The sequence below is a fragment of the Kitasatospora purpeofusca genome (genome assembly GCF_036010405.1).
GTDB lineage: Bacteria > Actinomycetota > Actinomycetes > Streptomycetales > Streptomycetaceae > Kitasatospora > Kitasatospora purpeofusca.
The window spans coordinates 3673993-3689728 of sequence record NZ_CP108561.1; the positions used below are offsets into that span (position 1 = coordinate 3673993).

Below are 15736 nucleotides of genomic sequence, written 5' to 3' on the forward strand. Positions count from 1 at the left end.
CGCCCGGGGCCCCCGCGGGGCTCCTCCGGGCCTCCCGCGGCGGCCGCCGGACGCCCCCGGACGGCCGCCCGCTCACGCCTCGAAGCGGTAGCCCATCCCCGGCTCGGTGATGAAGTGGCGCGGGTGGGAGGGGTCCCGTTCGAGCTTGCGCCGCAGCTGGGCGAGGTACACCCGCAGATAGTTCGTCTCGGTGCGGTAGGCCGGCCCCCACACCTCCTGCAGCAGCTGGGTCTGGCTGACCAGTCGGCCCGCGTTGCGGACCAGGACCTCCAGCAGATGCCACTCGGTCGGGGTAAGGCGGATGTCGCCGCCGTCCCGGTTCACCTTCTTCGCCGCCAGGTCGACGGTGAAGCTCTCCGTGACCACCACCGAGTCGTCCTCCCCCGCGACCGGCTCGGCCCGGCGGACGGCGGCGCGCATCCGGGCGAGCAGCTCGTCCATGCCGAAGGGCTTGGTGACGTAGTCGTCGGCGCCCGCGTCCAGGGCCTCGACCTTCTCGTCGGAGGCGTGCCGGGCCGAGAGCACGATGATCGGCACCCTGGTCCACCCGCGCAGGCCGCGGATCACCTCGACCCCGTCCATGTCGGGCAGGCCGAGGTCGAGGACGACGACGTCGGGATGGCGGGCGGCGGCGAGCTCCAGGGCGCTCGCGCCGTCGTGCGCCGCGTCGACCTCGTACTTGCGGGCCTTGAGGTTGATCACCAGCGCGCGGACGATCTGCGGTTCGTCGTCCACGACGAGGACCCGGGTCATGCGGGCTCCGCCTTTCGGGGCTGTCGGATCGGGGGGTGGTCGTCGGGCAGGTGCTCGTCGGACGGACGGTCGTCGAGCGGGTGGTCGTTCGGGGCCCGGCCGTCGGGCAGGCGGTCGACGGCCGGCAGGGTGACCACCATGGTCAGCCCGCCGCCCGGGGTGTCCTCCGCGGTCACGGTGCCGTCCATCGCCTCGACGAAGCCCCGCGCCACCGCGAGCCCCAGCCCCACCCCGGCGCCGCGCGGCGCGTCGCCGTAGCGCTGGAAGGGCGCGAAGATCCGCTCCTTGGCGTCCTCCGGCACCCCCGGCCCCCGGTCCACGATCCGCAGCTCGACCCGGCCCGGCTCGCCCGGCGGCCGCAGGGCACCGGCTTTGACCAGCACCTTCACCCCGTCCGGGCTGTACTTCACGGCATTCTCGATCAGATTGGCGAGCGAGCGCTCCAGCAGCCCGCCGTCCGCCCGGATCATCGGCAGCGTCTCCGGCACGTCCAGCCGGACGGCATCCGCCGGGACACCGCCCAGCGCGAACGGCACCACCTCGTCCAGATCGGTCTCCTGGATCAGCGGGGTGACCGTACCGGTCTGCAGCCTGCTCATGTCGAGCAGATTGTTGATCAGATGGTCGAGCCGGTCCGCCCCCGCCTCGATCCCGGCCAGCAGCTCCGCCTCGTCCTCCTCGTCCCACTCCACGTCCGCCGAACGGAGCGAGCTCACCGAGGCCTTGATCCCGGCCAGCGGGGTCCGCAGATCGTGCGAGACCGCCGCCAGCAACGCGGTCCGGATCCGGTTGCCCTCCGCCTCCCGGCGCGCGGCCGCCGCCTCCCCCGCCAGCCGCCGGCGCTCCAGCACCACGGCCGCCTGGGCCGCGAACGCCCCGAGCAGCCGCCGGTCCTCGCCCGGCAGCACCCGGCCCCGCAGCGCCAGGGCCAGGTTGTCCCCGACCGGCACGTCGACGTCCGCCGTCTCCGGCCGCTCCGGCGGACGCGGGCCCGCCGTCGCCACCGGGTGCCACGCCCCGAGCGGGTCGGGCCGCTCCAGCAGCGCCGCCGACTCCTGCTGGAAGGTCTCCCGGACCTGCTCCAGCAGCGCGGTCAGCACCCCGTCCCCGCTGGGCGCCCCGCGCAGGACCGTGCCCGCCAGAGCACTGAGCGTCTGCGCCTCGGTCTGGCTGCGGGCCGCCTGATGGGTCCGCCGGGCCGCCAGGTCGACCACCGAGGCCACGGCGATGCCGACGGCGGTGAATATCGCCACCGCCAGGATGTTCTGCGGCTCGTCGATGGTGAAGGTGTGGATCGGTGGAGCGAAGTAGTAGTTCAGCGCCGAGGAGCTGACCAGTGCCGAGGCCATCGCCGGGTACAGCCCGCCCACCAGCGCCGCGCACACCGTCAGCGACAGGAACAGCAGCATGTCCGTGGTCAGGCCGAGACCGTCCACATTGATCAGCAGCAGCGCCAGCAGCGGCGGACCCGCCACCCCGATCAGCCAACCGCCGATCGTCCTCGTCCGGCCGAGATCGGTCACCCGGCGGACCGGGATCCGCCCCCGGCCCTTCGCCTCGTGCTCGTGCGTGACGATGTGCACATCGATGTCGCCCGACTCCCGGGTCACCGTGCCGCTCACACCGGGCCCGTAGACGTACTGCCAGGCCGGGCGGCGGCTGGTGCCCAGCACGATCTGGGTCGCGTTCACCCCTCGGGCGAACTCCAGCAGTCCGGCGGCCGGATCGTCCCCCAGCACCGCGTGGTACGAACCACCCAGGCCCTCCACCAGCGCCCGCTGCTCGATCAGCGTCTGCGACGACCCCGAGCCGGAACCGGCCAGCCCGTCCGAGCGGGAGATGTGCACGGCCAGCAGCTCACCACCGGACCCGCGGGCCGCGATCCGGGCCGCCCGGCGGATCAGCGTCGCGCCCTCCGGACCGCCCGTCAGACCGACCACGATCCGCTCGCGCGCCTGCCAGGTGCCCTTGATCCCCTGCTCGGCCCGGTACTTCTGCAGGTACTCGTCGACCCGGTCGGCCGTCCACAGCAGCGCCAGCTCCCGCAGCGCCGTCAGGTTCCCCGGCCGGAAGTAGTTGGCGAGCGCCGCGTCGACCTTCTCCGGCGCGTACACGTTGCCGTGCGCGAGCCGACGCCGAAGCGCCTGCGGCGACATGTCGACCAGTTCGATCTGGTCCGCCCGGCGCACCACCTCGTCCGGCACGGTCTCCCGCTGCCGCACCCCGGTGATGCCCTCGACGACGTCCCCGAGCGACTCCAGGTGCTGGATGTTCACCGTCGAGATGACATCGATCCCGGCTGCGAGCAACTCCTCGACGTCCTGCCAGCGCTTCTCGTTCCGGCACCCCGGCACATTGGTGTGCGCCAGCTCGTCCACCAGCGCCACCTGCGGCCGGCGTGCCAGCAGCGCGTCCAGGTCCAGCTCCGTGAACCGGGCCCCGCGGTGCGTCAGCTCCCGCCTCGGCACCAGTTCGAGACCCGCCGCCTGTGCCGCCGTGTGCCGGCGCCCGTGATCCTCGACGAACGCCACCACGACGTCCGTGCCGCGCTCCAGCCGCCGGTGCGCCTCCGCGAGCATGGCGTACGTCTTGCCGACCCCGGGGGCCGCCCCGAGGTAGATCCGTAGCCTGCCGCGTCCCATGTGCACCATTCTTGGTCCGACCGAAGCTGGCGGCCATCCCGGACACCAGTTCCCTTCGCCTTCGAGACTACGGCGAAGACGTCGCTTTGCCAGCGATCGGGGCCTTGAGCTGGGAGTTTTAGCGCCATTTTGATGGGGATCCGCCGACCGCGACTGGGTCGTCGGCGGGGCGGCCGGCCGGGCGGCGCCGAATTCTCCGGTTTCTCGCCCGATTCCTCCGCAGAAATCGGGCACAACGCAAAGAACCCCCGTCGGTTACCCGACGGGGGTTCTTCACAATGATTGTTCGGCGGCGTCCTACTCTCCCACAGGGTCCCCCCTGCAGTACCATCGGCGCTGTGAGGCTTAGCTTCCGGGTTCGGAATGTAACCGGGCGTTTCCCTCACGCTATGACCACCGAAACACTATGAAACTGTCAACCGCACCCACGACAGGCCATGTCATGGGGGTCGTTGTTTCAGAACAACACAGTGGACGCGAGCAACTGAGGACAAGCCCTCGGCCTATTAGTACCGGTCAACTCCACCCCTCACAGGGCTTCCATATCCGGCCTATCAACCCAGTCGTCTACTGGGAGCCTTACCCTCTCAAGGAGGTGGGAGTGCTCATCTCGAAGCAGGCTTCCCGCTTAGATGCTTTCAGCGGTTATCCCTCCCGAACGTAGCCAACCAGCCATGCCCTTGGCAGGACAACTGGCACACCAGAGGTTCGTCCGTCCCGGTCCTCTCGTACTAGGGACAGCCCTTCTCAACACTCCTACGCGCACAGCGGATAGGGACCGAACTGTCTCACGACGTTCTAAACCCAGCTCGCGTACCGCTTTAATGGGCGAACAGCCCAACCCTTGGGACCTACTCCAGCCCCAGGATGCGACGAGCCGACATCGAGGTGCCAAACCATCCCGTCGATATGGACTCTTGGGGAAGATCAGCCTGTTATCCCCGGGGTACCTTTTATCCGTTGAGCGACGGCGCTTCCACAAGCCACCGCCGGATCACTAGTCCCGACTTTCGTCCCTGCTCGACCCGTCAGTCTCACAGTCAAGCTCCCTTGTGCACTTACACTCAACACCTGATTGCCAACCAGGCTGAGGGAACCTTTGGGCGCCTCCGTTACTCTTTAGGAGGCAACCGCCCCAGTTAAACTACCCACCAGACACTGTCCCTGATCCGGATCACGGACCCAGGTTAGACATCCAGCACGACCAGAGTGGTATTTCAACGACGACTCCACCATGACTGGCGTCACGGCTTCAAAGTCTCCCACCTATCCTACACAAGCCGAACCGAACACCAATATCAAGCTATAGTAAAGGTCCCGGGGTCTTTCCGTCCTGCTGCGCGAAACGAGCATCTTTACTCGTAATGCAATTTCACCGGGCCTATGGTTGAGACAGTCGAGAAGTCGTTACGCCATTCGTGCAGGTCGGAACTTACCCGACAAGGAATTTCGCTACCTTAGGATGGTTATAGTTACCACCGCCGTTTACTGGCGCTTAAGTTCTCAGCTTCGCCCCGACGAATCAGAGCTAACCGGTCCCCTTAACGTTCCAGCACCGGGCAGGCGTCAGTCCGTATACATCGCCTTACGGCTTCGCACGGACCTGTGTTTTTAGTAAACAGTCGCTTCTCGCTGGTCTCTGCGGCCACCCCCAGCTCTGGCAGCAAGTGCCGTCACCAGGAATGGCCCCCCTTCTCCCGAAGTTACGGGGGCATTTTGCCGAGTTCCTTAACCATAGTTCACCCGAACGCCTCGGTATTCTCTACCTGACCACCTGAGTCGGTTTGGGGTACGGGCCGCCATGAAACTCGCTAGAGGCTTTTCTCGACAGCATAGGATCATCCACTTCACCACAATCGGCTCGGCATCAGGTCTCAGCCTTGATGAGTGACGGATTTGCCTATCACTCGGCCTACACCCTTACCCCGGGACAACCACCGCCCGGGCTGGACTACCTTCCTGCGTCACCCCATCGCTCACCTAGTACAGACTTGGTCCAGCGGCTCCACCACGTCCCTTCGTCCGAAGACTCCGGGCCGGCTTCACGGCTTTAGCATCACCTGGTTCAGCGTTGGCGCTTCAAAGCGGGTACGGGAATATCAACCCGTTGTCCATCGACTACGCCTGTCGGCCTCGCCTTAGGTCCCGACTTACCCTGGGCAGATCAGCTTGACCCAGGAACCCTTGGTCAATCGGCGCAAGAGTTTCCCACTCTTGTATCGCTACTCATGCCTGCATTCTCACTCGTGTACCGTCCACGACTGGTTTCCACCGCCGCTTCACCCGGCACACGACGCTCCCCTACCCATCACAGCAGGCGTTGGCCCTATGTGCTGCAATGACACGACTTCGGTGATGTGCTTGAGCCCCGCTACATTGTCGGCGCGGAATCACTTGACCAGTGAGCTATTACGCACTCTTTCAAGGGTGGCTGCTTCTAAGCCAACCTCCTGGTTGTCTCTGCGACTCCACATCCTTTCCCACTTAGCACACGCTTAGGGACCTTAGTCGGTGTTCTGGGCTGTTTCCCTCTCGACCATGGAGCTTATCCCCCACAGTCTCACTGCCACGCTCTCACTTACCGGCATTCGGAGTTTGGCTAAGGTCAGTAACCCGGTGAGGCCCATCGCCTATCCAGTGCTCTACCTCCGGCAAGAAACACGTGACGCTGCACCTAAATGCATTTCGGGGAGAACCAGCTATCACGGAGTTTGATTGGCCTTTCACCCCTAACCACAGGTCATCCCCCAGGTTTTCAACCCTGGTGGGTTCGGTCCTCCACGAAGTCTTACCTCCGCTTCAACCTGCCCATGGCTAGATCACTCCGCTTCGGGTCTTGGGCATGCAACTGTATCGCCCTGTTCGGACTCGCTTTCGCTACGGCTACCCCACACGGGTTAACCTCGCTACACACCGCAAACTCGCAGGCTCATTCTTCAAAAGGCACGCAGTCACGAGACACACAGCAAGCTGCGTGTCCGACGCTCCCACGGCTTGTAGGCACACGGTTTCAGGTACTATTTCACTCCGCTCCCGCGGTACTTTTCACCATTCCCTCACGGTACTATCCGCTATCGGTCACCAGGGAATATTTAGGCTTAGCGGGTGGTCCCGCCAGATTCACACGGGATTTCTCGGGCCCCGTGCTACTTGGGAGTTCTTCAAACGAGCCGTACAGATTTCGTCTACGGGGGTCTTACCCTCTACGCCGGACCTTTCGCATGTCCTTCGACTACCTGTACGGTTTCTGACTCGCCGACCGGCCGGCAGACCGGTCAAGAAAAATCCCACGACCCCATCAGCGCAACCCCTGCCGGGTCTCACACGCTCATGGTTTAGCCTCATCCGGTTTCGCTCGCCACTACTCCCGGAATCACGGTTGTTTTCTCTTCCTGCGGGTACTGAGATGTTTCACTTCCCCGCGTTCCCTCCACATACCCTATGTGTTCAGGTATGGGTGACAGCCCATGACGACTGCCGGGTTTCCCCATTCGGAAACCCCCGGATCAAAGCCTGGTTGACGGCTCCCCGGGGACTATCGTGGCCTCCCACGTCCTTCATCGGTTCCTGGTGCCAAGGCATCCACCGTGCGCCCTTAAAAACTTGGCCACAGATGCTCGCGTCCACTGTGCAGTTCTCAAACAACGACCAGACACCCACACTCGACAAGTCCGAAAACTTGCCTCGCATGGGACCGGCATCACTGAAGCAACAGCCTCACGGCCGTTCCCTCAGGACCCAACAACGTGCCCGACACCCAGAATCCATCAACCGCGTTCCACGCCGAAGCAGTACTTGCGGCAGTTGATCCCGTGTGCCGAATAGTCAACGTTCCACCCATGAGCAACCGTGCAGGACATTCGCCTGCAAGCGGCACATTGCTCCTTAGAAAGGAGGTGATCCAGCCGCACCTTCCGGTACGGCTACCTTGTTACGACTTCGTCCCAATCGCTGGTCCCACCTTCGACGGCTCCTCCCCTTACGGGTTAGGCCACCGGCTTCGGGTGTTACCGACTTTCGTGACGTGACGGGCGGTGTGTACAAGGCCCGGGAACGTATTCACCGCAGCATGCTGATCTGCGATTACTAGCAACTCCAACTTCATGGGGTCGAGTTGCAGACCCCAATCCGAACTGAGGCCGGCTTTTGGGATTCGCTCCGCCTCGCGGCATCGCAGCCCTTTGTACCGACCATTGTAGCACGTGTGCAGCCCAAGACATAAGGGGCATGATGATTTGACGTCGTCCCCACCTTCCTCCGAGTTGACCCCGGCAGTCTCCTGTGAGTCCCCATCACCCCGAAAGGCATGCTGGCAACACAGAACAAGGGTTGCGCTCGTTGCGGGACTTAACCCAACATCTCACGACACGAGCTGACGACAACCATGCACCACCTGTATACCGACCACAAGGGGGCGACCATCTCTGGCCGTTTCCGGTATATGTCAAGCCTTGGTAAGGTTCTTCGCGTTGCGTCGAATTAAGCCACATGCTCCGCTGCTTGTGCGGGCCCCCGTCAATTCCTTTGAGTTTTAGCCTTGCGGCCGTACTCCCCAGGCGGGGAACTTAATGCGTTAGCTGCGGCACCGACGACGTGGAATGTCGCCAACACCTAGTTCCCAACGTTTACGGCGTGGACTACCAGGGTATCTAATCCTGTTCGCTCCCCACGCTTTCGCTCCTCAGCGTCAGTAATGGCCCAGAGATCCGCCTTCGCCACCGGTGTTCCTCCTGATATCTGCGCATTTCACCGCTACACCAGGAATTCCGATCTCCCCTACCACACTCTAGCCTGCCCGTATCGAATGCAGACCCGGGGTTGAGCCCCGGGCTTTCACATCCGACGCGACAGGCCGCCTACGAGCTCTTTACGCCCAATAATTCCGGACAACGCTCGCACCCTACGTATTACCGCGGCTGCTGGCACGTAGTTAGCCGGTGCTTCTTCTGCAGGTACCGTCACTTGCGCTTCTTCCCTGCTGAAAGAGGTTTACAACCCGAAGGCCGTCATCCCTCACGCGGCGTCGCTGCATCAGGCTTTCGCCCATTGTGCAATATTCCCCACTGCTGCCTCCCGTAGGAGTCTGGGCCGTGTCTCAGTCCCAGTGTGGCCGGTCGCCCTCTCAGGCCGGCTACCCGTCGTCGCCTTGGTAGGCCATTACCCCACCAACAAGCTGATAGGCCGCGGGCTCATCCTGCACCGCCGGAGCTTTACACCCAGGACCATGCGGTCCCAGGTCATATCCGGTATTAGACCCCGTTTCCAGGGCTTGTCCCAGAGTGCAGGGCAGATTGCCCACGTGTTACTCACCCGTTCGCCACTGATCCACCCCGAAGGGCTTCACCGTTCGACTTGCATGTGTTAAGCACGCCGCCAGCGTTCGTCCTGAGCCAGGATCAAACTCTCCGTGAATGATTACCGGTAATCCGGTTCACACTCGCGTCGAGCGGCACGGCAACCACCGGAATTAGGTGATCCCGCGCACTGCGTCCTCGCTAGTGTTTTACTTCAAAAGGAATCTCCAACCCCAGGAAACCCTGAGACCGGGGATGTCAACATATCTGGCGTTGACTTTTGGCACGCTGTTGAGTTCTCAAGGAACGGACACTTCCTTCAGGCGGCTTTCACACCGGGCCTCCGGGCGCTTCGTTCTTTCGTGTTCCCAGCTTATCAGATGTTCTCCGTGCCGTTCCCGGCGCTTCCTTCGTCCAACTCGCTGGTGTCTTCTGCGGCTTGACGCCCCGTCCGACGTTTCAAACTCTAGCCGATCCCCGCTCCGAAAAGCGAATCCGGCCGCAATCCTTGAAAACAGGCACACCTAATAGACCCTGCGCCGGAACGTATCGAAAGAAATAACGACACGCCTCGGCCCGAAATGGGAGGAGTGGTGTTTCAGAGGATTGGCCGCCCCGGGACCGTCCGCGCCAATGCGTGTCCGGTGCTCCCTGCCGAGCGACTACAGAACACTACGCCCGTTCGGAGGCAAAGGCAAACAGTCCGCCCGGACGACGCGGGTGCAGACGGCACGGCCGGCCTTCACGTACTCACCGTTGGGGCGGTCGTTGCGGGTGACCCAGCGGCGGGCGGTGGCCTCGTCCCGGCCTCCGGTGCGGTGGCGGTCGAGGAGACGGGCCTCGCGGACGGCGTCGTCGGCCTCGACGTACCAGAGCTCGCGCAGCAGCCGGCGGGCCTCCGGCCAGGGGTGGTCGGCGGAGGCGAGGTAGTTGCCCTCGGTCACGACCAGGCGGGTCCGCGGGTGGACGACGTGGCGGGCGGCCACCGGTTCGTCGAGGCCGCGGTCGAAGTCGGGGACGTAGATGTCCTGGAACCGCTCGGTGGCGACCCGGCGCAGCAGGGCGACGTAGCCGTGCGCGTCGAAGGTGGCGGGCGCGCCCTTGCGGTGGCCGAGGCCGAGGCGGTCGAGCTGGGCGGCGGAGAGGTGGAAACCGTCGAGGGGGAGGTAGGCCGCGCTGCCCGGACCCTCCCGGCGCTCGACCTCGGCGACGAGGTGCCGGGCCAGGGTGGACTTGCCGGCGGCGGGCGGGCCGGCAAGTCCGAGGACGGTGCGGGCCTCGCTTCCGGGGCCTCGCAGCAGGCCGAGGGCGAGGGCCGTCAGGCTGTCGGCGCCGGGGGTGTCCCCCGTGCGGTCCCCGGTGGTGCGGTCCGCGTTCATGGGCGAACCCTACTCAGCGGGCGACCTCGTCGGGCCGACCCCGGCAGGCAGCCCCGCCGGCCACGACTACACGGGGCGGTCGGCGAGGGCGGGCAGGTCCAGGGTGAGGGTGCCGGCGTCCGCGTCGAGCAGGGCGGGGACGCCGAGCGGGACGGTGAGGGTGGACGGGCAGTGGCCGAAGCCGAGCTCCCAGACGACGGGGATGCCGAGCGGCCCGAGCCGGTCGAGCATGACGTCCCGGACCCGGTCGAGCGGGCCGCAGCCCTCCCAGGAGCCGAGGGCTACCCCGGTGACGCCGTCGAAGGCGCCGGAGCGCAGGAACTGGGTGAGGAGGCGGTCGAGCTGGTACGGGTGCTCGTTGACGTCCTCCAGGATCAGGATGCTGCCGGCGTAGGAGGGGCGGGCGGCGGGGGTGCCGCGCTCGGCGGCGAGCACGTGGGTGCAGCCGCCGGCGGTGACACCGCGGGCCCTGCCGGGGACGAGGGTGGCGGCGGTGGGCGAGGTGATGACGGTGGTGGCGGCGGGGTCGAAGAGGGTGCGGCGCAGGTGTTCGGCGGTGGGGGCGTCGCCGATGAAGCCGGCGGTGGCGGCCATCGGTCCGTAGAGGGTGGCGAGGCCGAGGCGCTGGGCGAAGGCCTCGTGCAGGGAGGAGACGTCGCTGAAGCCGATGAGGATCTTGGGTGGGGCGGCGCGCAGGGCTTCCCAGTCGAGGAGGTCGACCATGCGGTGGACGCCGTAGCCGCCGCGGGCGCAGATGACGGCGTCGACGGTCGGGTCGAGCCAGGCGGCCTGGAGGTCTGCGGCGCGGTCGGCGTCGGTTCCGGCGAGGTGGCCGAGGACGGGGTGGGTGTCGAGGACGTGCGGGGCGACGGTGACGCGCAGTCCCCAGGAGCGGAGGACGGCGGTGCCGGCGCTGAGCCGCTGCGGATCGATGGGGCCGCTGGTGGCGACCACGGTGATGTGGTCCCCGGGGCGGAGGTGCGGCGGGCGGGTCAGCCCTCGGCCGGGGGTGGTCGGGTGCTGGGCCATGGCCGGGTTCCTTCCGGGTCGGGGTGCTCTCGGGGCCGGCGCGGGACCGGCCCCGAGAGGTTATGCCCCTGCCGCGCTCACAGCGATCCCATGACGGCCCGCACTTCGGTGAGGGTGGCGTCGGCGATCGCGTTGGCGTGTTCGGAGCCGGTGCGCAGGACCTGGCGGATGTGGCCCCGGTCGGCGGCGAGTTCGGCGCGGCGGGCGCGGATCGGGCGGAGGTGTTCGTTCACGGCCTCGGTGACGGTGCGCTTGAGGGCGGCCGCGCCGCCGTCGCCGATCTCCTCGGCGAGCTCCTCGGGGGCGCGGTCCTGGCAGAGGCCGGCGAGCAGGAGGAGGTTGGCGACCTCGGGGCGGCCGACGGGGTCGTAGGTGATGCGGCGGTCCGCGTCGGTCTTCGCGCCCTTGAGGAGGCGGGCGGTGGTGTCCTCGTCGGCGGCGAGCGGGACGGAGTTGCCGCGGCTCTTGCTCATCTTGCCGCCGTCGGTGCCGAGGAGCAGCGGTGCGGAGGAGAGCAGGGCGCGGGGGCGGGGGAAGACGGGGGTGCCGTCGGGGTGCGGGTAGCGCTCGTGGAAGCGGCGGGCGACGGTGCGGGCGACTTCGAGGTGCGGCAGCTGGTCCTTGCCGACGGGGACGAGGTCGGCCTTGCAGAAGAGGATGTCGGCGGCCTGGTGGACGGGGTAGGTGAGCATCAGTCCGTTCACGGCGGCCTGGCTGGAGTGGGCGATCTCGTCCTTGACGGTGGGGTTGCGGTGGAGTTCGGCGACGCTGACCAGGCTGAGGAAGGGCAGCAGCAGCTGGTTGAGGGCGGGGACGGAGCTGTGGGTGAAGATCGTGGCGCGGTCGGCGTCGATCCCGGTGGCGAGGTAGTCGACGACGAGGTTCTCGGTGTGTTCGGCGAGGCGGTCGGCGACGTCCCGGTCGGTGATGACCTGGTAATCGGGGATGACGAGGAACATCTCGACGCCGAGGCGCTGGAGGTGGACGCGGTTGCGGAGGCTGCCGAAGTAGTGGCCGAGGTGGAGCGGGCCGGTGGGGCGGTCGCCGGTGAGGACGCGGTGGGCGGCCGGGTTGGCACGGATGCCCTCGTCCAGGGCGGCCAGGTCGGTGAGGTGGCTCGGGCCGGTCGCGTCGGCGGGGACGTCCGGGGCGGTCGCGGTGGTCGCGGTGGTCACGGTGGTCACGGGGGGTTCTCCTCGGTACGGCGGTGGTCGCGGCCGTCCGGGGCTCGGGGCCCGTCCCGTCGGAGAAACGCAGCAGGGCCGTCCATCCCGGACGGCCCTGGTCAGGCGTGGCTGGTGGCCGTCCTAGGACGGCCACCAGTCGAGACCTGCGAAGCGCTTCATGGGTTCGAGGGTAGCGGTCGCGGGTGCCGGACCGCCGCCGGTTTTCCGCTTCCGCGCCGCGATGTGCCGCGGTCCTCCGCCGCCCTCAGTCCTCGACGACGAGGGCGGGGGTGTCCTGGCGCAGGGTCTCGCCGCGGAAGAACGCGGGCCGGTAGGCGCTGTACACGAGCATGAGGACCGCGCCGAGCAGCAGGATGCCGACGCCGATGACGAACACCGAGCCGATGCCGAGGACGGCGCCGCTGCCGTACTCCGGGTCCCAGGCGTCGGTGAGGGTCTGCAGGAAGACCCCGCCGAGCAGGAGGCCGCCGAGCAGCGGGGCGAGGCCCTTGAGGACGAGGTCGCGCAGGCTGTCGCGGAGCGAGTGGCGGAAGTACCAGACGCAGGCGAAGGCGGTCAGCGCGTAGTAGAAGCAGATCATCAGGCCGAGGGCCAGGATGGTGTCCTGGACGACGTTCTCGCTGATCACGCTCATGCCGACGTAGAACACGGCGGTGGCGGCACCGGCGGCGAGGGTGGCGAAGCCGGGGGTGCGGTGGCGCGGGTGGACGGTGCCGAAGCGGGGCGGCACGGCCCGGTAGGCGCTCATCGCGAGCAGGGTCCGGGCGACCGGGATGAAGGTGGTCTGCAGGCTGGCGGCGGCGCTGGCGACGACGGCCAGGAAGAGCAGGATGCTCCACGGCGAGCCGAGGACCGGCCGGGCCAGGGCGGAGAAGACGTTGTCGGCGGTGTCCGGGTTGCCGAGGCCGTTGCCGGTGCTGCCGACGCCGGCGAACATCTGGGCGGCGACGGCGACCAGCAGGTAGGAGCCGACCAGGGTGACCATCGAGATCATCGCGGCCCGGCCCGGGGTCTTGGCGCTGCCGCTGGTCTCCTCGTTCATGGTGAGGCAGGTGTCCCAGCCCCAGTACATGAAGATCGAGAGCGACAGGCCGGCGGTGAAGGCGCTGAACGAGCCCACCTCAAGGGGGTTGAGCCAGGAGGCGGAGAAGCCGACGGAGTCGGGCAGGTCGCCGGTGGCGGCCTTGCCGATGGCGACGCCGGCGAACAGCAGCAGGACGGCGAGCTGGAGCCCGACCAGGCTGTACTGGAACCACTTGGTGGCCGTCATGCCGCGGTAGCTCATCGCGGTGGCAGCGGCGATCAGGACGACGACGGTGGCCAGATGGACGGCCTTGTTGTCGTTGAGGTCGGCGACGGCTCCGCTGCCCGTCATCTCGCCGAGCATGAGGTACAGGAAGTCGGTGGCCACCCCGGCGAGGTTGGACAGCACGATGATGGTGGCGACCGTCAGGCCCCAGCCGGCCATCCAGCCGACGCGGGGGCCGAAGGCCTTGACCGTCCAGGTGAAGGACGTGCCGCAGTCCGGGAAGTCCTTGTTGAGTTCCTTGTACGCGAACGCGACGAGCAGCATCGGCAGGAAGCCGGCCAGGAAGACCGCGGGCATCTGGACGCCGACGGCGGTGACCGTCGGTCCCAGGGTGGCGGTCAGGCAGTAGACCGGGGCGACCGTGGAGACGCCCAGGACCACGCTGCTCAGCAGGCCGACCGAGTTGCCCCGTAGGCCCTTGTCCCCCGCTGCCCCCGTCGCCCCCGTGCCGGGGGCTCCACCACTGGCACCACTGACCGGGGCACCCTGCGGAGCGGCGGGCGCCGTTGCCCGGCCGCTGCTTCCGTGCTCTGAGAGCTGCTGATCAACCACCTGCGCACCCTAGGTGCGGGTACCGAAGGTTGAGTAGGCCAACCCTTGGTGATTTGAACCACTCCCTTCGATTCACCCGCGCGAGGCTGGGCGGTGGCCGATGATGCATGGACTGTTAAGGCGTGTACCTTTATTTCAAAGGGTTGTTGCCGAATTGATTTGCCCGCCGTGTCACCTTTTGAGATGTTTTGCCATCGGCCGCGCGGGCCCGGTCGGCGCGGCACGGGATCGTTCGGGGGACGTCGGATAGGTTTGCCTTGCCTAACCAACACTCCGCCCCCGAAGGAGCGCCGCGTGCCCCCCACTCCCGGCCACCAGACCACCCCCCGCCCCGGCCGACGGGCCCTGCTCACCGCGGCGCTCACCGGCGGCGCCGTCCTCGGCCTCGGCGGACTCCTCACCGCCTGCGGCAGCTCGGGCGGCTCCGGCGGGTCGACCGGACCGGGCGGCTCCGGCGGCGCGGCGAAGCCCTCCGGCGGCTCCTCCCCGGACCAGAAGTCCGTCAAGCAGGGCGGCGACGACTACGCCACCGTGATCGAGAAGATGAAGGGCTTCGGCACCGACGCCGCACCCGGCGTCTACCCGCGGACCATCAGGCACGCACTGGGCGAGACCGTCGTCCCGGCGAAGCCGACCCGGGTCGTCGTCCTCGACACCGGCGAGCTCGACAACGTCGTCTCGCTGGGCATCCAGCCGGTCGGCGTGGTCCACACCGACGGCTCCAAGACCATGCCGTCCTACCTCAAGGACAGGGCCGGCAGCCCCGCCGCCGTCGGCACCATCAACAGCCTCAACCTGGAGGCCGTCGCCGCGCTCAAGCCGGACCTGATCCTCGGCAGCCAGTTGCGCGCCCAGGACCAGTACCAGCAGCTCTCCAAGATCGCGCCGACCGTCTTCTCGCTGCGCCCCGGCTACCCGTGGAAGCAGAACTTCGTGCTCAACGCGAGCCCGTTCGGCCTGGAGGCGGAGGCCAGGGCCCAGCTGGACGCCTACCAGGCCGCCGCCGCGGCGATCGGCTCCGCGCTCGGCGACAAGCGGCCCACCATCACGCCGCTGCGCTTCATGCCCGGCAAGACCCGGCTGTACGCGGAGCTGTCCTTCATCGGCACCGTCCTCACCGACGTCCGGCTGCCGCAGCCCCCGATCGAGCAGGTCAAGGAGCTCGCGGTGGAGATCGGCCCCGAGCAGATCGACAAGGCGGACGCCGACTGGATCTTCTACGGGGTCTACGGCACGCCCAGCTCCACCAACCAGGACGCGGTGCTCGGCGGGGCGCTCTGGAAGACCCTGGGCGCGGTCAAGTCCGGACAGGCGCGGCCGGTCCCGGACGAGACCTGGTTCCTCGGGCTCGGCGTGGCCGCCGCCAACGTTGTCCTGTCGGACCTGAAGGGCTTCGTGGCACCCGGCGCCTGACCGGCACCCTCCCCGGGGGGGATCGGGGGGCGGCGGGGATCCGGTGGGCCCGAGGAGGGAACCTGCGAGCCCGATAGGACGTCAGGGTGTTGTGCAGGTGGGACCAGTGGTACGAGGGGGACTCGTGGGGCGTGACGGTGTTGTGGGTCGCAGGGGGCGGAAACGCGCTTGGAGCACG

7 protein-coding genes and 3 rRNA genes are annotated in these 15736 nt (G+C 67.3%); 1 reads left to right on the forward strand and 9 read right to left on the reverse strand.

Features of this window, described 5'->3' with window-relative positions; genetic code table 11:
• Window positions 1–72: 72 nt before the first annotated feature.
• From OG715_RS16000 to OG715_RS16040, 9 genes are all read right to left on the reverse strand, one after another.
• Window positions 73–753: a response regulator gene (locus OG715_RS16000; RefSeq protein ID WP_030397355.1), complete on the reverse strand. Its 681-nt coding sequence runs from the start codon at window positions 751–753 to the stop codon at window positions 73–75.
• Window positions 750–3395, reverse strand: coding sequence for a sensor histidine kinase (locus tag OG715_RS16005; RefSeq protein WP_266269445.1), 2646 nt, complete (start codon window positions 3393–3395; stop codon window positions 750–752). The genes OG715_RS16000 and OG715_RS16005 overlap by 4 nt, the downstream gene beginning before the upstream one ends.
• Window positions 3396–3679: 284 nt before the next feature.
• Window positions 3680–3796: ribosomal RNA gene (gene rrf, locus OG715_RS16010) — 5S ribosomal RNA — on the reverse strand.
• An 85-nt stretch (window positions 3797–3881) separates the two neighbouring features.
• Window positions 3882–7004, reverse strand: a 23S ribosomal RNA gene (locus OG715_RS16015).
• A gap of 280 nt (window positions 7005–7284) precedes the next feature.
• Window positions 7285–8807: ribosomal RNA gene (locus tag OG715_RS16020) — 16S ribosomal RNA — on the reverse strand.
• Together the 16S, 23S and 5S rRNA genes form the textbook arrangement of a ribosomal RNA operon.
• Window positions 8808–9351: 544 nt before the next feature.
• Complete coding sequence (locus tag OG715_RS16025; RefSeq protein ID WP_266269446.1) at window positions 9352–10068, reverse strand: nucleoside/nucleotide kinase family protein; 717 nt, start codon at window positions 10066–10068, stop codon at window positions 9352–9354.
• A gap of 66 nt (window positions 10069–10134) precedes the next feature.
• A complete protein-coding gene (locus tag OG715_RS16030) occupies window positions 10135–11097 on the reverse strand; it encodes a S66 peptidase family protein (RefSeq protein ID WP_266269447.1) in 963 nt (320 codons plus the stop codon).
• A 77-nt stretch (window positions 11098–11174) separates the two neighbouring features.
• Window positions 11175–12272 (reverse strand): tryptophan--tRNA ligase, encoded by a 1098-nt coding sequence (trpS, locus tag OG715_RS16035; protein ID WP_407661111.1) that lies wholly within the window; start codon window positions 12270–12272, stop codon window positions 11175–11177.
• Between the two features lie 256 nt (window positions 12273–12528).
• Window positions 12529–14145: an APC family permease gene (locus tag OG715_RS16040; RefSeq protein ID WP_266269448.1), complete on the reverse strand. Its 1617-nt coding sequence runs from the start codon at window positions 14143–14145 to the stop codon at window positions 12529–12531.
• Window positions 14146–14439: 294 nt separating this feature from the next.
• Between OG715_RS16040 and OG715_RS16045 the strand changes: the two genes are divergently transcribed.
• Window positions 14440–15558 carry an ABC transporter substrate-binding protein gene (locus OG715_RS16045; protein ID WP_266269449.1) on the forward strand — a complete coding sequence of 373 codons (1119 nt, stop codon included), beginning with the start codon at window positions 14440–14442 and terminating at the stop codon, window positions 15556–15558.
• The last annotated feature ends 178 nt before the right edge of the window (window positions 15559–15736 follow it).

Coding starts and splice junctions, on each gene's coding strand:
- OG715_RS16005 (WP_266269445.1), bottom strand. CDS start 3,395: ATGGGACGCGGCAGGCTACGGATCTACCTCGGGGCGGCCCCCGGGGTC.
- OG715_RS16000 (WP_030397355.1), bottom strand. CDS start 753: ATGACCCGGGTCCTCGTCGTGGACGACGAACCGCAGATCGTCCGCGCG.
- OG715_RS16025 (WP_266269446.1), bottom strand. CDS start 10,068: ATGAACGCGGACCGCACCACCGGGGACCGCACGGGGGACACCCCCGGC.
- OG715_RS16030 (WP_266269447.1), bottom strand. CDS start 11,097: ATGGCCCAGCACCCGACCACCCCCGGCCGAGGGCTGACCCGCCCGCCG.